This window comes from Rhodopseudomonas pentothenatexigens (assembly GCF_900218015.1).
GTDB lineage: Bacteria > Pseudomonadota > Alphaproteobacteria > Rhizobiales > Xanthobacteraceae > Rhodopseudomonas > Rhodopseudomonas pentothenatexigens.
Genome location: NZ_UFQQ01000001.1, coordinates 169627 through 185573, shown reverse-complemented (window position 1 = coordinate 185573; position 15947 = coordinate 169627). Strand labels below are relative to the sequence as shown.

Below are 15947 nucleotides of genomic sequence, written 5' to 3'. Positions count from 1 at the left end.
GGCGTATAGTCGCAACCGGAATTTGAGATGGGCGCTCGCGCTTTCCTTGATCCGCAAGCGGGACAACTGGCGGACCAGGAACCGGTGCAGCAGACAACCGGAGAATTGCGATGAAGAAGTTTCTATTGGGGACTGTCGGTCTGATTGCGTTGGGTGGCCTGATTGCGACGAATGCGGCCCCCGCGATGGCCGCCGATCTCGCCGCCCGCCCCTACACCAAGGCGCCGCCGGTGATCCCGGTGATGTACAACTGGTCGGGCTTCTACGTCGGTGCCAACGGCGGCTGGGGCACCAGCCGCAACTGCTGGGACTTCGCCGGCACTGCCGCTGCGCCGCTCGCGGCCAACGTCTCGGAAGGCTGCCACGACGCCTCCGGCGGCACGGTTGGCGGTCAGGTCGGCTACAACTGGCAGATGGGCACCTGGGTGTTCGGCCTCGAAGCGCAGGGCAACTGGGCCGACTTCAAGGGCTCGAACATCAGCACCTCGTTCCCGGCCTTCACCAACGAGAGCAAGGTCGACGCCTTCGGCCTGTTCACCGCCCGCGTCGGCTATGCCTGGGACAACGCTCTGCTGTACGTCAAGGGCGGCGCCGCAGTGGTGAATTCCAAGTACAGCCGCTACATCACCGCCACCGGCGTGCTCAACGACGACTCGAATGAAGCCCGCTGGGGCGGCACCGTCGGCGCCGGCATGGAATACGGCTTCACCCCGAACTGGTCGTTCGGCGTCGAATACGATCACATCTTCCTCGACAGCCGCGACATGAACTTCTCGCCGACCACCAATGTCGACCGCATCAAGCAGGACGTCGACGTCGTCACCGCCCGCATCAACTATCGCTGGGGCGGCCCGGTGGTGGCGCGCTACTGAGAATCGCGTCGCTGCTTCAGCGTCGCAGCATTCAGTTTTGCTTCGGAAGGCCGGCCTCGCGCCGGCCTTCTGCATGTCCAGGCCCGGTTCCGGATCGCACCCGCGGGGGAGCGCATCGGCACGACGTCGCGCCTGTGAAGGGTTCAGCCCGAGAACCTCGCCAGTCGCATGCAACAATCCGGTTGATGGCGCACCGAGCCTCTGGCAATCGCCTCGCGTTCTTCCTATGTTCCAGGCTCAGCCCCATCCGGCGTCTGCCCCGGTCTCTCCGGCGCGCGCCCCAACCGGCGCGTTGTCGCGCGTCTGGACACCCGTATGGACGAAGTGATCAAGGCCAAGCGTCAGACCCCCGCGGCCTCGAGCCGGACCGCCATCACCATTCGCGGCGCCCGCGAACACAATCTCAAGAACGTCGACGTCACTATCCCGCGCGACAAGCTGGTGGTGTTCACCGGCCTGTCCGGCTCCGGCAAGTCGTCGCTGGCGTTCGACACCATCTACGCCGAGGGCCAGCGCCGCTACGTCGAGTCGCTGTCGGCCTATGCCCGGCAATTCCTCGAGATGATGCAGAAGCCGGACGTCGACCAGATCGACGGCCTATCGCCGGCGATCTCGATCGAGCAGAAGACCACCTCGAAGAACCCGCGTTCGACGGTCGGCACCGTCACCGAGATTTACGACTACATGCGCCTCTTGTGGGCGCGGGTCGGCGTGCCCTATTCGCCGGCGACCGGGCTGCCGATCGAGAGCCAGACCGTGTCGCAGATGGTCGACCGGGTGTTGGCGCTGCCGGAAGGCACCCGGCTGTATCTGCTGGCGCCGGCGGTCCGCGGCCGCAAGGGCGAGTACCGCAAGGAGCTCGCCGACTGGCTGAAGAAGGGCTTCCAGCGCGTCAAGATCGACGGCGCGTTCCACGAGCTCGCCGAAGCACCGACGCTCGACAAGAAATTCCCGCACGACATCGACGTCGTGGTCGACCGCATCGTGGTCCGCCCCGACATCGGCCAGCGCCTCGCCGAGAGTTTCGAGACCGCGCTGAAGCTCGCCGAAGGGCTGGCGGTGATCGAGTTCGCGGATGCGCCGACACCGCCGCCATCCTTCGAGACGCGCCCTGCGGGCGCTCCTCAGGATGAGGACGGCAAACGCGGCAAGGCCAAGAAGGGAGCCCCTCACCCTGAGGAGGCGCAAAGCGCCGTCTCGAAGGGTGAGGCTGCGACGAAGAAAGTCGCCAAGATCCACGACAAATCCGGGCCGGAGCGCATCCTGTTTTCGGAAAAGTTCGCCTGCCCGGTGTCCGGCTTCACCATTCCGGAGATCGAGCCCCGGCTGTTCTCGTTCAACAACCCCTACGGCGCCTGCCCGGAATGCGGCGGCCTCGGCATCGAGCAGCACATCGACGCCGACCTGGTCGTACCCGACAAGGAACTGACTCTGCGCAAGGGCGCGATCGCGCCGTGGGCGAAGTCGTCCTCGCCTTACTACCTGCAGACCCTGACCGCGCTCGGCAAGCACTACAAGTTCACGCTCGACACCAAGTGGAAGGACCTGCCCAAGAAGGTGCAGAACGTCCTGCTGCACGGCTCCGGCGACGACGAGATCAAGTTCTCCTACGAGGACGGCGTCCGCTCCTACGACACCAGGAAGCCGTTCGAAGGCGTGGTGACGAATATCGAGCGCCGCTTCCGCGAGACCGAGAGCGAATGGGCGCGCGAGGAACTCGGCAAGTACTTCTCCGACGTGCCGTGCGACGCCTGCCACGGCCATCGCCTCAAACCCGAGGCGCTGTGCGTCAAGATCGGCGGCAAGCACATCGGCGAAATCTCCGAACTGTCGGTCAAAGCCGCCGGCGACTGGTTCGCCGCGGTACCGAAGCTGCTCAACACCCAGCAGAACGAGATCGCCGTCCGCATCCTGAAGGAGATCCGCGACCGGCTCAGCTTCCTGCTCGACGTCGGCCTGAACTATCTGACGCTGGCGCGCTCGTCCGGCACCCTGTCGGGCGGCGAAAGCCAGCGCATTCGCCTCGCCTCGCAGATCGGCTCGGGCCTCACCGGCGTGCTCTACGTGCTCGACGAGCCGTCGATCGGCCTGCACCAGCGCGACAACGCCCGGCTGCTCGACACCCTGAAGCGGCTGCGCGACCTCGGCAACACCGTGATTGTTGTCGAGCACGACGAGGATGCCATCCAGCTCGCCGACTACGTGCTCGACATCGGCCCCGGCGCCGGCGTCCATGGCGGCCATATCGTGGCGCAAGGCACCCCCGCCGAGATCATGCGCAATCCGAAGTCGCTGACCGGCAAGTATCTGACCGGCGAATTGTCGGTGCCGGTGCCGGAGCGCCGGCCGCCGAACCATCGCCGCACCCTCAAGCTGGTGGGCGCCCGCGGCAACAATCTGAAGAACGTTTCGGCCGAGATTCCGCTCGGCCTGTTCACCTGCGTCACCGGCGTCTCCGGCGGCGGCAAGTCGACGCTGTTGATCGACACCTTCTACAAGGCGATCGCCCGCAAGCTGAACAACGCCAGCGAGCCGCCGGCGCCGCACGACAGGATCGAGGGCCTCGAGCACATCGACAAGATCATCGACATCGACCAGTCGCCGATCGGCCGCACCCCGCGCTCCAACCCCGCGACCTACACAGGCGCGTTCACGCCGATCCGCGAGTGGTTCGCCGGCCTGCCGGAATCCAAGGCGCGCGGCTACGAGCCGGGCCGGTTCTCGTTCAACGTCAAGGGCGGCCGCTGCGAGGCCTGCCAGGGCGACGGCGTCATCAAGATCGAGATGCACTTTTTGCCCGACGTCTACGTCACCTGCGACGTCTGCAAGGGCAAGCGCTACAACCGCGAAACGCTCGACGTGCTGTTCAAGGGCAAGTCGATCGCCGACGTGCTCGACATGACGGTCGAGGAAGCCGCCGAGTTCTTCAAGGCGGTGCCGCGCGTCCGCGAGACCTTCAAGACGCTGCACCGCGTCGGCCTCGACTACATCCATGTCGGCCAGCAGGCGACGACGCTGTCCGGCGGCGAAGCCCAGCGCGTCAAGCTCGCCAAGGAGCTCAGCAAGCGCGCCACCGGCCGCACGCTTTACATCCTCGACGAACCCACCACGGGCCTGCACTTCCACGACGTCGCCAAGCTGCTCGAAGTGCTGCACGAGTTGGTGGCGCAGGGCAACACCGTGGTGGTGATCGAGCACAATCTCGAAGTCATCAAGACCGCCGACTGGGTCATCGACCTCGGCCCCGAAGGCGGAGACGGCGGCGGCGAAATCGTCGCCTGGGGCCCGCCCGAAGACATCGTCAAGGCGCCGCGGAGCTACACAGGGAAGTTCTTGAAGCCGGTGCTGGAGAAGAAGGGGCCGGCGAAGGCGGCAAAGCGGAAGGCGGACGAGGCGGCGGAGTGAGTAAATGGGAACAGAAGCGCTTCCCAGGCACGAGCCAGTTGGTTTCGATTTTTCCGCCCTGTTCGCCTTGTATCCGTTCATTGATGACTGCGGATCATCTGTTCCCGACTTTGAGAAGCTTAAGGCGTTCTTCGAAGAACCGCGATTTATCACAACTTACTGCGGACCGGGAATTGTCAATCAACGCCTGACTGTAGATCTAATTTCGTTGACAAGTTCCCATAAGGGGTTGCTCGGGAAGAAATTCATCGTCCAATACTGTAATTGGGCGCTCAAAATATCAGGATACTGCTCCTATTGCGCGGCCGACATCGGCCTAAAAGATAGCGACGATGGAGCCTACAGCCATCGAGAATTTGAACGATGGCGCAAACACGAACTGCCGATCGCGCTTTACGCGGACATTCAAACATTCCTATGCGGCATCTCTATCGCATGTCCGACCGCCACTCATGTCGTCAAGTCGCTTTGGTCCATCAACGATGAACCCACAGATCGAAACCTGCATCTGTACTCTTTGGTAAGTGAGGCCGCTGATTTTCTTGAATCCAATGGCGTTCCACTAATTGACGTTGAGACTTCAGAAGCAGTTCGTTGGACACAACAACAGAACGGAATGCTTAAAGGCTACAGCGACACGCCGGCGTCCAAATCTTTAAGTTTCTTCACGCGACTTTTTGTCGAGAGCTGGCGAAATGATGAACTCTCTGACTTGGTGTGGGCCGTAGCTGGCATAGAGGCCCTACTTGTAGATGGAGGAAGATCTTCCATCGGACAGCTTAAGGTGAAGCTGGAAGTGCTGTTTCAAGGCTATGACAAGTCGAAATGGATTCTTGAGATGATGGAAAAGACATATAGCTACAGGTCCAAAATGCTTCACGGAAATCGAAATCTCAGGTCCGCTTTTCGGCACGAAGAAGATCAGCCCTCCAGATTCAAAGAAGAAAGTGAAAGCCAGCTTTTTGCAATTGGTCTTCTTTTGTGGTTGATCCGCTACGTTATCAAGAACGATCTGTCGTCCATCAAATTTCGTACCATCCTTGAGTAATTCGTTCGGACACTCTTATGAAGGCGTATCAGCCGCTCCGCGACGATGGTAGGGAGATTTCATGCAGCGAGCGTAGCCCGCATGAGCGTAGCGAATGCGGGATTTATCTTCGCGACGAGTCCCGCATATAGCTGGGCTCATGCGGGCTACCTGCTTGACCGCGGGTCGCACTCATATCGCCCTCAATTTGAATCGCCCTCCCGCCTCCTCCCGTCTACACTCCCCTCATGTCCCGCCTCACCGCCCTCACCCTCGCCGCCGCCCTCGCTTTGCTCCCCGCCGCCGCCTCGGCCGCTTCGACCAAGAAGCATGCCAAGCGCTCCCACGGCTACGGCTTCCTGCCCGGCTATGTGCAGCCGCCGAACAACGCCGTACCATTGTTCAAGCAGAAACTCACGCGCGAGCAGCTCGCGATGCTGCGGCCGAAGCGGCCGTGGTACATCGATCCGACGCCGGATTATTATCGCTGGAACGGCCCATGGAGCGGCGAGTGGCGCTATCTCGGGCGGCCCGGCTTCTATCGCGGCCGCTACAATGGCGGCAGCTTCGGGCCGTGCTGGACACAGACGCCGATCGGTCCGATCTGGAACTGCGGAAAGTAGGGTCGGCTCACCGCGAAGGGCGGATGGCGCGCGTCGGGCTGATCCGCTCTACAAATGTCCCAACAGCCGTCTGCCCCCTCACTCGTTCAGCACCGTATCGACGAACTGCGCCGGGTCGGCGCAGAATTCCCGAAGCACCCGGAAGTGGTCGGTCAGTTCGAGCGTCACCGGCTCAAGGCCGTATTTCGACAGACGCAGCAGCCGCGCATGTGGATAGGCCATCAGCATCGGCGAATGCGTCGCCATGATCACCTGGCAATTGCCCGCCTGATCCATCCGCCGTAGCAGCTTGAGGAACTCGATCTGCCGCGACGGCGACAGCGCGGATTCCGGCTCGTCGAAGATGAAGATGCCCTGGCGCTGACAGCGTTCCTCGAAGAACCTCAGGAAGCCCTCGCCGTGCGAATGCGACAGGAAGTCCGGCGGAATCCCATCGCTTTCGTAGGCGGCGAGATCGAGATAGCGCGCGACCGAAAAGAAGCTCTCGGCGCGGAAGAACCAGCCGGTGGTGATTTTCGGCAGCCAGCTCGCACGCAGCGCTTTCGCGAGCTGTCCACCCATCTTCTCCAGCGCCTGCGAGTGGTCGACTGGCCTGTAGCCCTTGCCGCCGCCGGCTTCGTCGTAGCCGGCCAGCGCCGCGATTCCTTCGAGCAAAGTCGATTTGCCGGTGCCGTTCTCGCCGACGATGATGGTAATCGCGGCGTCGAAGCCGAGCTCGAAGCCGTCCCGCAGGAAGGGCAAGCAGAACGGATAGGCCTCGGGATCGGCGACGCGGGCGTCGTCGAGCCAGACTCGCCGGAGATAAGGCGCGGGCAGGTTGATCGGGCGAAACCGTTTCGCCATGGCGGGCTCCTCAATTGCGGCCATGCAGCTCGGCGCGTCGATGTCGGAGACTAGGTGAATCCGTGGAAGGAGTCCTGTCTCCGAAGTAGTGAACGCCACGCTCGCAAGACCGACGACGGCGTCTTCATCCCTTGCCCATTGCGTCCGCCGCCCGTCCCGGGCCAATAATCGAACCATGACGCTGCACGACTTCCGACTCGCCGTTCGGCGACTTTACGACGGCGCGACGCCGCGCGGGGTGGCGTTCCGCTACGGCCTGTTGGCGTTCGATATCGCCACGCTGCTGTTCATCGTCGGCACTTCGTTCCTGCCGCCGACTCCGGTCGTCGAGGTGCTGGACGTCGGGTTCGGCGTGCTGATCCTGATCGACTTCGCCGCGCGGCTGTATGCCAGCCGCGGGCCGATGCGGGAGTTCGGCCGGCTGGCGACCTGGACCGACCTGGTCGCGATCGTCTCGTTCCTGGCGCCGCTGCCCGGCGAGGGCGCCGGCTTCCTGCGCATCCTGCGCACGCTGCGCGCGTTCCAGGATTACCAGATGCTGACCCGGCTGCGCAGCGACAGCAGCTTCTTCCGCCGCCACGAGGAGGTGGTGATCGCGGTCGCGCGGCTGGCCGTCTTCATCTTCGTGATGACGGCGATCGTCTACGAGACCCAGCACTTCCGCAATCCGCAGATCGCCAACTATGCCGACGCCCTGTACTTTACCGTCACCGCGCTGACCACCACCGGATTCGGCGACATCACCCTGCCCGGCACGCTGGGCCGGATGATCAGCGTGGTGATCATGATCTTCGGCGTGACGCTGTTCTTCAATCTGGCGCGGGCACTGATCAGCCCGAATAAAGTGCGCTTCCCCTGCCCGACCTGCGGGCTGCAGCGCCACGATGCCGACGCGGTGCATTGCAAGGCGTGCGGCACCGTGCTGAATATTCCGGACGAGGGCCGCGACTGAGCCTCTTGCCGGGCCTCGTTGCCGCGCCTCGACGTCGACAGGATCCGCCATGCTCACCCGCCGCCTCGCGCTCGCTTCGCTCGCCTGCCTCGCCGCTGGTGCCTTTCCCGCTGCCGCGTCGGCGCAGACGCCCGCCAAGCCGCAGGCCGGCGATCCGGCCGCGCTGCTGACCAGGCTCTACAAAGCGGCCGCCAAGGACAATGCCGGCGGCGCCTTCGTCAACAACGCCAAGGAGCGCGCGAAATATCTGTCGAAATCCCTCGCCGCGCTGTGGACCAGGGCCGAGGCCAAGGTTCCGGACGGCGAGATCGGGCCGATCGATTTCGATCCGGTGAGCAATTCGCAGGACCCGGACATCAAGTCCTTCGTCATCAAGGCCGAGCGCCAGGACGACAGCGGCGCCACGTTGGCGGTGGCGCTGATCGGCAGCCAACGCCGCAAGGTCGGGGCCGACGGCGTGATCCGCTACGATCTGGTGCGCGACGGCGAGTCGTGGCGGATCGACGACATCCGCGGCAGTGCTGAAGGCCAGCCGTGGTCGGTGCGGCAGACGCTCGAGGCATCGCTGAAAAACTAACCGAAGCGGTCAGCACTCGCGATCGCTGCGGCGCGATGGGATGTGTACCGTGGCGCACGACATCTTCGCAGTGGCTCCGGGATTCTCCGGGTTGCGCGGCGCAGTCCGGTGTGGCCATACCCTCGGCACGATCGATTGCCGCCGGCGGCGTCGCGACAAAGCCGCGCCAACTCGCCACGCACCCTTGACAACACCGGGGGCGGCATCACTTGACAGCCAACGGCACGTCCGGCTTCGGCCGGCGCGCCGACACCGAGAATGAGGAGCCGCCATGAGCGAGACCATCACCGAAGCCATTGTGCGCGATAACAAGGCGCTGAACCGCTTCGAACTCGATGCCCATGGCGAGATCGCGTTCGCCAACTATCGCCGCGCCGGCGGCCGCGTCGTCATCACCCACACCGAAACCCCGCCGCCGCTGCGCGGCCGCGGCATCGCCTCGCGTCTGGTCCGCGGCGCGCTCGATCTGATCCGCGCCGAGGGGGCCAAGGTCAGTGCCGGCTGCGGCTTCGTCGCCGACTACCTCGACGCCCATCCGGAATACGCCGACCTCACCGCGTAAGTCTTGGCGGACCGCTTGCCCGCGGTCCGCCGATTGCCCGCCGCCGTCCGCTGTGGCATCGGTTCCGTCGCGTGCGGCACGCCGGCAGGTCCTGGGATCTCCTGCGGCCGCGCTCCGCAGGAGCCGTACCAATGACCGTTTCGTCGCCGCCGGGCTTTCAAGCGTTCGCCGTCCAGGACGGCTATATCGGCACCAACGGGCCGTATTACTGGCGGCAGAGCCCAGACGGTCAGCCGGAGTTCGGCTTCCTCAGCGACGAACGTCACGGCAATCCCAACGGCGTGCTGCACGGCGGCGCGCTGCTCGGCTTCCTCGATACCATCCTGGGATTCTCGGTGGTGCTCGCCGGGCAGCGGCGCTGCGCCACGGTGTCACTCGACAGCCGCTTCATCGCCACCATCGAACCCGGCGGCTGGATCACCGGCCGCACCACGATGAAGAAGCTGTCGCGCAGCCTCGCCTTCATCGACGCCGAAGCGCTCGCCGGCGACAAGCTGTTGGTGACCACCAGCGCGGTGTTCAGGATCTTCGACTCCTAACCACGTCGCGAGCGCCGCCGCGCATCTCCGCTGTCGAGCGAAGCGATGCGCGGCGGCGAGCGAGTCGTCAGCTCAGTGCTTGATATCGTCCGGCAGCTTGCCGCCGTTGGCGGCGAGCTTCGCCATCACCTGCTTGTGCAGCCAGATGTTCATCGACGCCGAGTCGCTCATGTCGCCGCTGTAGCCGAGCTCCTTGGCGAGCTCCTTGCGGGCCGCCAGGCTGGAATCGATGTCCAGCGCCTTCATCAGATCGACGATCGACGTGCGCCATTCCAGTTTCTCACCTTTGGCCTTCACCGCCTGATCGAGGATCGGCGCGACGTCGACGGTCTGTGCGGGCGCGGTCTGCGCCGGCGCGGTGCCGGCGCCCGCGGTGGTCGGCGCGGCGGAGGATTCAGCGGATGCCGGTGCTGCCGCTTCGGCGCTGCTGCCGAAAATCGCATTCATGATCTTGCCGAAGATGCTCATGGTGACCTCCCCCTGTTGCGATGCCGAGTAACCGTCGGCTCAACAGCGTGCATCCAGATTGGGTTCCGCGCCAGGATCAATTCACCCACGAGGCCGCACCGCAATCGCGTCGTGCCAGTCGACTGCGCTGCACCATGGCGCTCACCAAAGCTTGAGCAACGCGCCGCCGTCGGCAGCGTTAGGATACCGTTACAGGTCGCGGCAAGTTCGGGTCACTGGACCAGTTCGTTCGTTGCTCTCGCGTCTGGCTCCTTCTGATCGTTCGTGTCCGCGCAAGAAGCGCCCGGCCCGCCGTGTTCGGCGCAACGGCCGGTAATCATCGACGTCGAATACGGGAGGACGACACGCATGGCCACGACCTATTCATCTGCTCCGTCGGCGATCGCTGCCGACGCCGCCCCGCCCGCCATCCATCACATCGGCCTCGCCGATCTCGGCATCGCGCTTCGGCGAGGCTGGGACGACTTCAAGGCAGTGCCGAGTCATGCGGTGATGCTGGTGCTGATCTATCCGGTGCTGGGCCTGGTGCTGGCGCGGCTGGTGCAAGGCTACGCGGTGCTGCCGCTGCTGTTTCCGCTCGCCGCCGGCTTCGCTTTGCTCGGCCCGTTCGCCGCGCTCGGGCTGTACGAACTGAGCCGCCGCCGCGAACGCGGCGAACCGGCCTCGGCTTCGGACGCACTCGCGGTGCTGCGGTCGCCGTCGCTCGGCGCGATGCTCGGCTTCGGCGCCATCCTGCTTGCGCTGTTTCTGGTCTGGCTCGCGGCCGCGCAGGCAATTTACGTCGCGCTGTTCGGCTATGCCCCGGCCGCCGCGATCCCAGATTTCGCCCGCCGGGTCCTGACCACGCCGGAAGGTTGGAGCCTGATCCTGGTCGGCTGCGGCGTCGGCTTTCTGTTCGCCCTGACGGCGCTGTGTCTCAGCGTGGTGGCGTTTCCGATGCTGCTGGACCGCCATGCCGGCATCGGTGACGCCATGACCACCTCGCTGCGTGTGGTGGCTGCCAATCCGCTGCCGATCGCCGCCTGGGGCGTGATCGTGGCGGCGCTGCTCGTCGCCGGCTCGATCCCGGCGTTTCTCGGGCTTGCGGTGGTGATTCCGCTGCTCGGCCATGCGACATGGCATCTGTATCGCAGAGTGGTCGAGCCCAATCCGAATCCCCCGTCCCCTCCGGCGCGCCGGCCGGGTCGGCGTTCGGCGGCCGACTTTCCAGCTAACCTTTTGAGCTGGAAGCGCAGCGGAAGCTGAGGTGAGTTTGGGGCTGTCCCGGCCGCCGGCCTCTCCGAGGCCTGCGCGCCGTTGTGCATTGCGGTAGATCAAACCGCCGGACCGATACTGAACTTCCATTCATCGCCTCCGTATTTATGCGTATAACGCATGCGGTGGGACGGAATTGTTCCAACGTCTTAACCCAGACGTCGGAGCCGTTACGAACTCCACTTTCCTAGCTAGGGCGGAATTTGCGCCCGGATTGATCTGGATCAGGCCGATAATGCACTATATTTCAACTCGGAAGCTTCCGAGGGCTGCTAACCTGTAGTGGAACACCATGGCCTACCGTGGCCGGAGCCATACGACCGGTGGCCGGAAGGGTTAATCATTCCTTCCTAGAGTCATGCGCTCTTCGCTTAGCTGCGGTGCAGCATTTACGTTGCTGATTTGGCGAATCCTCGCCTATATTTTCTGTCGACGCTTCGGTTCTCGCGAAGAACTGAATCGTGGACAAGGAGAACTCCCATGCTGCTTTCGCTCATCCGCGCGCTTCGCGCGTTCCGGGACTATCAGCGCAACGTCGCTGAGCTGTCCCAGCTCAGCGATCGCGAACTGGCCGACATCGGACTTGACCGTTCGGACATCCCGCGCGTCGCTTCGGGTCACTATAACGGCTGACCCGCACCGTCTGTTTCTGCCCTCTACGGCCAACGCCCGCCTCCTGGCGGGCGTTGTCGTTTGTGGTGGCCCTACGCTGCCGCGGGCTCCCGAAACGGAATTGACCCGCGGCTGAAACACGCTAGCTGTAGCCGATGACCAGCAGCCTTTCTTCGTCGTCCTCACTTGTCGTTCATGTCATCGGTGCCGGCCTCGCCGGCTCGGAAGCCGCCTGGCAGGTGGCGCGCGCCGGCGTGCGCGTGGTGCTGCACGAGATGCGGCCGACCCGGATGACCGAGGCGCACAAGACCGACGGCCTCGCCGAGCTGGTGTGCTCCAATTCGTTTCGCTCCGACGATGCCGCGAACAATGCGGTCGGGCTGCTGCACGCCGAAATGCGCAAACTCGGTTCACTGATCATGCAGGCGGCCGACGCCAACCAGGTGCCGGCCGGCGGTGCCTTGGCGGTCGATCGCGACGGCTTTTCGGCTGCAGTCAGCAAGGCGCTGGCCGAGCATCCGTTGATCGAGATCCGGCGGGAGGAAATCGCCGGCCTGCCGCCGCAGGATTGGGCCAACGTCATCGTCGCCACCGGTCCGCTGACCTCGGCGCCGCTCGCCGAGGCGATCCGGGGCCTCACCGACGAGAGCGCGCTGGCATTCTTCGACGCCATCGCCCCGATCGTGCATCGCGACTCGATCGACATGTCAGTCGCTTGGTTCCAGTCGCGCTACGACAAAGTCGGCCCCGGCGGCACCGGCGCCGACTATCTCAACTGCCCGATGACCCGCGAGCAGTACGACGCCTTCGTCGATGCGCTGATCGAGGGCGAAAAGGTCGACTTCAAAGATTGGGAAAAGGACACCCCGTATTTCGACGGCTGCCTGCCGATCGAAGTGATGGCCGAGCGCGGCCGCGAGACGCTGCGGCATGGTCCGATGAAACCGGTCGGTCTCACCAATCCGCACAACTCGACCGTCAAGCCCTACGCCATCGTGCAGCTTCGCCAAGATAACAAGCTGGGCACGCTGTACAACATGGTCGGCTTCCAAACCAAGTTGAAGCACGGCGCACAACTGGGTGTTTTCCGCACCATTCCTGGACTGGAAAACGCTGAATTCGCAAGGCTTGGCGGGTTACATCGCAACACGTTTCTGAACTCGCCTAAACTGCTCGACCAAAGCCTCCGGCTGCACGCGGCTCCGCGGCTGCGGTTCGCCGGGCAGATGACCGGCTGCGAGGGCTACGTCGAATCCGCCAGCGTAGGGTTGTTTGCCGGACTGGCCGCCGCGGCCGATGTGCTCGGCACGCCCCTGGCTCCGCCGCCTCCGACTACGGCGCTCGGCTCCCTGCTCGGCCACATCACCGGCGGCCATATCGAGACCATCGACGCCGGCCCGCGCTCGTTTCAGCCGATGAACATCAATTTCGGCCTGTTCCCGCCGCTCGCCAACCCGCCGACCAAGGGGCCCGACGGCAAGCGGCTGCGCGGCCCGGAAAAGTCCGTCGCGCGCAAGCAGGCGCTGTCGGCCCGCGCGCTCGCCGACATCGACGGCTGGATCGCCGCGCATCTGAAGCTTCCGAAGGCGGCGTAGTCGTCAGTCGCGCGTCGCGCTGCCTGAAGGCGCAGAGCCTCTGTCCCGTCATTGCGAGCGAAGCGGGGAGATCTGTTACTTGCGGAACGTCCGGCTCCGGCTCGCTCGCCACAGCGCCCACAGCGTCGCCAGCCGCGAGCGGTCGAACGGCGTGAACGGATCGCGATCCGGGGACGCCAGCTGATCGAGATCGCGGCGAGCCAGAGCGAGCGACAGGAAGGCTGGGCGCACCGCCGTCGGCAACTCAGTCATCTCCTTCAGTGCCTGATCGAGATGCTTGCGCGCGTCGGCGATGACATCGGCAAGCGCGGCTTTCAGCGCGGGGGCCGATTGGCCGCCGAACACCTGCTCCAAGTCACAGCCGTGCCGCTGCAGCACGTCGTTCGGCAGATACAGTTGGCGACGTGCGAAATCATAAGGCAGCCGCGCCACAATGCGCGCAACTCCGACCACGACGCCGGCGTGCCGCGCCACATGATCGATTGCATCCGAAGCCTGATCGGCGCCCGGCCCGACCGCCTGCGCGCTGAGCGACATCAGCGCGCCCTCGGTTTCAGCCAGATGCGGCTCGAGCACGCTCCAATCCGGCATCGGGTCGTTGTAGAGGTCGAAGATGCGCGCCTCGATCAGCCGGGTCAGTGGCGCGACCGGCAGCGCGTGCCGTTCGATCACGCGCAACAGTTCGGCGGCCACAGGATTGCCCCCGGCATCGCCGTGCGAACTTCCTGCAAGCAGATCGCTCCACCATTGCAGCCGGATCTCGCCGGGTAGCGGCTGGCTGACCTGACCGCGCACCCGGACGATTTCGGCATTGAACGCAGCGAGCGCCAGCAACGACCGTCGCTTCTCCGGCGGGACGAATAGCGTCGCCGCGTAGCGATCGAAGTCAGCTTCGCGCACCAATGCCGCGCAGAACGCCGCATCGCTGTCGCCGGCGGCGCTCATGGCACCGCGATCAGCGCCGCCGCCACCCGCCGGCGCTCGCCGATCATGATGTTGTAGGTGCGGATCGCTGGCCCCGTCTGCATGGTGTCGAGCACGACGCTGACGTTGCGCAGCGCCTCGCGCAACTGCCGCGGTGCGATCCAAACATCGGCGCCGGTACCGACGATCAGGGTGTCGATCGCGTTGGCGTTGTCGAACACGCGCTGCAGACTGTAGCGGTCGATCTGCTCCGGCTTGGTGACGTCCCAGCCCCACACCGCGTCGGGCAGGAACAGCAGCGATCCCTGGTGCGACATGTCGGCGAAATAGAACCCGCCCTTGCCGTAGGCATCGATCGCGGCGGTGCGCGGAAAGTGCGGAATGTCGGAGCGTTGCGCCAAGCTAGCGTCCCGGGTCGAGAGTTCGAGTCATGCAGCGCCACCTCGCATCGACGCCGTCCGGCGCGGGTGTGCCAGCGCGTCAATGCGCCGGCGCGACGTCGGTTCATCGGCGGCACCGAGCGGCTGCCGCTCGGCGGCAGCCGCTCGATTCGCGCCCTTATCGCTTCTTCGGCTTGCCGGCCTTGGCCGGCTTGGCTGCCGGCGCGGTCGGCTCGGCGTCGACGAACTGCGCCGGAATCGTCTCCGGCGGTGGCGGCGCCACCGGCTCCGGCTTGGCCGGCTTCTCCTCCAGCTCGTCGAGCCGGTGGGTGCCGACGCCGAGATAGATCAGGATCGGCGCCGCGATGAAGATCGAGGTGTAGGTGCCGACCAGCACCACGCCGAACATCATCACCGCGGTGAACGAGTGGATCGCATGGCCGCCGAACAGCAGCAGCGCGAGCAGCGCCAGCGTCACGGTGACGTGGGTGATGATCGAACGCGACAGCGTCGAGTTGATCGACTCGTTGAGCAACTGCGGCATCGGCATCTTCTTGTAGCGCCGCAGCATCTCGCGGATACGGTCGTAGATCACGACGGTGTCGTTCAGCGAGTAGCCGAGAATCGTAAGCAGCGCCGCAATCGAGGTCAGGTCGAAATCGACCTGGCTGATCGACATGAACCCGATCGTCAGCACGATGTCGTGGACGTTGGCGATCATCGCGCCGAGCGCGAACTGCCATTCGAACCGGAACCAGAGATAGATCAGGATGCCGAGGATCGCCAGCATCAGGCCAAGCATGCCGTAGGCGAGCAGCTCGCTGGAAACGCGCGGACCGACCACTTCGACGCGGCGATAATCCACCGAGTCGCCGAGCGCGGCGCGCACCTTCTGCACCGCCGCCTGCTGGGCCTGATCGCCGCCGGGCTGTTCGGCGACACGGATCAGCACCTCGGCCGGACCGCCGAACTGCTGGAGCTGGACGTCGCCGAGATCGAGCTTGTTCAGCGTGGCCCGCATCCCCGCGATATCGGCGGTGCCGGAATGGGCCCGGACTTCGAGCAAAGTGCCGCCCTTGAAGTCGATACCGAAGTTAAGTCCGTGGGTGAAGAACAGCGTGATCGCGGCGATCGACAGCACCGCCGAGATCGGGAAGCTGATCCGGCGGAACCGGGTGAAGTCGAAATGGGTGTTATCGGGAACGACGCGCAGCGACGGCAGCCAGCCGAAGATGCTGACCACGGTCAGCACCACGATCAGAACGCCCAGCCCGATCAAGATCCAGTTTGTCACGTGAGGCTCTCTCGGATTCG

16 protein-coding genes are annotated in these 15947 nt (G+C 64.7%); 11 read left to right on the top strand and 5 right to left on the bottom strand.

Annotated features, from left to right (window positions below; genetic code table 11):
* Window positions 1–110: 110 nt before the first annotated feature.
* The 4 genes from DWA33_RS00855 to DWA33_RS00840 all read left to right on the top strand — a co-directional run bounded on the left by DWA33_RS00855 (window position 111) and on the right by DWA33_RS00840 (window position 5927).
* Window positions 111–872 carry an outer membrane protein gene (locus tag DWA33_RS00855; RefSeq protein WP_114356229.1) on the top strand — a complete coding sequence of 254 codons (762 nt, stop codon included), beginning with the start codon at window positions 111–113 and terminating at the stop codon, window positions 870–872.
* A gap of 315 nt (window positions 873–1187) precedes the next feature.
* Window positions 1188–4277, top strand: coding sequence for an excinuclease ABC subunit UvrA (gene uvrA / locus DWA33_RS00850; RefSeq protein ID WP_114356228.1), 3090 nt, complete (start codon window positions 1188–1190; stop codon window positions 4275–4277).
* Window positions 4278–4281: 4 nt separating this feature from the next.
* Entirely contained in the window at window positions 4282–5325 is a 1044-nt protein-coding gene (locus DWA33_RS24845; protein ID WP_147270211.1) for a hypothetical protein, read from the top strand.
* A 227-nt stretch (window positions 5326–5552) separates the two neighbouring features.
* Window positions 5553–5927, top strand: coding sequence for a hypothetical protein (locus DWA33_RS00840; RefSeq protein WP_114356226.1), 375 nt, complete (start codon window positions 5553–5555; stop codon window positions 5925–5927).
* Between the two features lie 78 nt (window positions 5928–6005).
* Here DWA33_RS00840 and DWA33_RS00835 read toward each other — a convergent pair whose 3' ends face one another.
* Complete coding sequence (locus DWA33_RS00835) at window positions 6006–6770, bottom strand: AAA family ATPase (protein WP_114356225.1); 765 nt, start codon at window positions 6768–6770, stop codon at window positions 6006–6008.
* A gap of 175 nt (window positions 6771–6945) precedes the next feature.
* Between DWA33_RS00835 and DWA33_RS00830 the strand changes: the two genes are divergently transcribed.
* The 4 genes from DWA33_RS00830 (at window position 6946) to DWA33_RS00815 (ending at window position 9400) form a co-directional block, all read left to right on the top strand.
* Window positions 6946–7722, top strand: coding sequence for a potassium channel family protein (locus DWA33_RS00830; protein ID WP_114356224.1), 777 nt, complete (start codon window positions 6946–6948; stop codon window positions 7720–7722).
* A 49-nt stretch (window positions 7723–7771) separates the two neighbouring features.
* Window positions 7772–8299 carry a DUF3828 domain-containing protein gene (locus DWA33_RS00825; RefSeq protein WP_114356223.1) on the top strand — a complete coding sequence of 176 codons (528 nt, stop codon included), beginning with the start codon at window positions 7772–7774 and terminating at the stop codon, window positions 8297–8299.
* Between the two features lie 271 nt (window positions 8300–8570).
* Window positions 8571–8861, top strand: a complete 291-nt coding sequence (locus tag DWA33_RS00820; RefSeq protein ID WP_114356222.1) for a GNAT family N-acetyltransferase — start codon at window positions 8571–8573, stop codon at window positions 8859–8861.
* A 131-nt stretch (window positions 8862–8992) separates the two neighbouring features.
* Complete coding sequence (locus DWA33_RS00815; RefSeq protein WP_114356221.1) at window positions 8993–9400, top strand: PaaI family thioesterase; 408 nt, start codon at window positions 8993–8995, stop codon at window positions 9398–9400.
* 72 nt (window positions 9401–9472) lie between these two features.
* Here DWA33_RS00815 and DWA33_RS00810 read toward each other — a convergent pair whose 3' ends face one another.
* Window positions 9473–9868 carry a DUF3597 domain-containing protein gene (locus DWA33_RS00810; protein ID WP_114356220.1) on the bottom strand — a complete coding sequence of 132 codons (396 nt, stop codon included), beginning with the start codon at window positions 9866–9868 and terminating at the stop codon, window positions 9473–9475.
* Window positions 9869–10216: 348 nt separating this feature from the next.
* Here DWA33_RS00810 and DWA33_RS00805 point away from each other — a divergent pair, with 348 nt between their 5' ends.
* From DWA33_RS00805 to trmFO, 3 genes are all read left to right on the top strand, one after another.
* Window positions 10217–11113, top strand: coding sequence for a DUF2189 domain-containing protein (locus DWA33_RS00805; protein ID WP_114356219.1), 897 nt, complete (start codon window positions 10217–10219; stop codon window positions 11111–11113).
* 489 nt (window positions 11114–11602) lie between these two features.
* On the top strand, window positions 11603–11755 hold the full coding sequence (locus tag DWA33_RS00800; protein WP_114356218.1) for a DUF1127 domain-containing protein: 153 nt from the start codon (window positions 11603–11605) through the stop codon (window positions 11753–11755).
* 134 nt (window positions 11756–11889) lie between these two features.
* Window positions 11890–13329: a methylenetetrahydrofolate--tRNA-(uracil(54)-C(5))-methyltransferase (FADH(2)-oxidizing) TrmFO gene (gene trmFO, locus DWA33_RS00795; RefSeq protein ID WP_114356217.1), complete on the top strand. Its 1440-nt coding sequence runs from the start codon at window positions 11890–11892 to the stop codon at window positions 13327–13329.
* Between the two features lie 75 nt (window positions 13330–13404).
* On the opposite strand, the gene DWA33_RS00790 is transcribed toward trmFO, so the two are convergent.
* From DWA33_RS00790 to secF, 3 genes are all read right to left on the bottom strand, one after another.
* Window positions 13405–14274: a phytoene/squalene synthase family protein gene (locus tag DWA33_RS00790; RefSeq protein ID WP_114356216.1), complete on the bottom strand. Its 870-nt coding sequence runs from the start codon at window positions 14272–14274 to the stop codon at window positions 13405–13407.
* The gene (locus DWA33_RS00785; RefSeq protein WP_114356215.1) at window positions 14271–14654 is read right to left on the bottom strand and encodes an Mth938-like domain-containing protein; all 384 of its coding nucleotides are present in this window, start codon (window positions 14652–14654) and stop codon (window positions 14271–14273) included. Before DWA33_RS00785 ends, DWA33_RS00790 begins: the two co-directional genes overlap by 4 nt.
* Before the next feature lie 157 nt (window positions 14655–14811).
* Window positions 14812–15927, bottom strand: coding sequence for a protein translocase subunit SecF (secF, locus tag DWA33_RS00780; RefSeq protein ID WP_114356214.1), 1116 nt, complete (start codon window positions 15925–15927; stop codon window positions 14812–14814).
* Between the last annotated feature and the right edge of the window lie 20 nt (window positions 15928–15947).

Excerpts from the sequence above, each read along its gene's own strand:
- DWA33_RS24845 (WP_147270211.1), top strand. The coding sequence starts at position 4,282 with ATGGGAACAGAAGCGCTTCCCAGGCACGAGCCAGTTGGTTTCGATTTT.
- DWA33_RS00820 (WP_114356222.1), top strand. The coding sequence starts at position 8,571 with ATGAGCGAGACCATCACCGAAGCCATTGTGCGCGATAACAAGGCGCTG.
- DWA33_RS00810 (WP_114356220.1), bottom strand. The coding sequence starts at position 9,868 with ATGAGCATCTTCGGCAAGATCATGAATGCGATTTTCGGCAGCAGCGCC.
- DWA33_RS00790 (WP_114356216.1), bottom strand. The coding sequence starts at position 14,274 with ATGAGCGCCGCCGGCGACAGCGATGCGGCGTTCTGCGCGGCATTGGTG.
- DWA33_RS00840 (WP_114356226.1), top strand. The coding sequence starts at position 5,553 with ATGTCCCGCCTCACCGCCCTCACCCTCGCCGCCGCCCTCGCTTTGCTC.
- DWA33_RS00855 (WP_114356229.1), top strand. The coding sequence starts at position 111 with ATGAAGAAGTTTCTATTGGGGACTGTCGGTCTGATTGCGTTGGGTGGC.
- uvrA (WP_114356228.1), top strand. The coding sequence starts at position 1,188 with ATGGACGAAGTGATCAAGGCCAAGCGTCAGACCCCCGCGGCCTCGAGC.
- DWA33_RS00805 (WP_114356219.1), top strand. The coding sequence starts at position 10,217 with ATGGCCACGACCTATTCATCTGCTCCGTCGGCGATCGCTGCCGACGCC.
- trmFO (WP_114356217.1), top strand. The coding sequence starts at position 11,890 with ATGACCAGCAGCCTTTCTTCGTCGTCCTCACTTGTCGTTCATGTCATC.
- DWA33_RS00800 (WP_114356218.1), top strand. The coding sequence starts at position 11,603 with ATGCTGCTTTCGCTCATCCGCGCGCTTCGCGCGTTCCGGGACTATCAG.
- DWA33_RS00830 (WP_114356224.1), top strand. The coding sequence starts at position 6,946 with ATGACGCTGCACGACTTCCGACTCGCCGTTCGGCGACTTTACGACGGC.
- DWA33_RS00815 (WP_114356221.1), top strand. The coding sequence starts at position 8,993 with ATGACCGTTTCGTCGCCGCCGGGCTTTCAAGCGTTCGCCGTCCAGGAC.
- DWA33_RS00835 (WP_114356225.1), bottom strand. The coding sequence starts at position 6,770 with ATGGCGAAACGGTTTCGCCCGATCAACCTGCCCGCGCCTTATCTCCGG.
- DWA33_RS00825 (WP_114356223.1), top strand. The coding sequence starts at position 7,772 with ATGCTCACCCGCCGCCTCGCGCTCGCTTCGCTCGCCTGCCTCGCCGCT.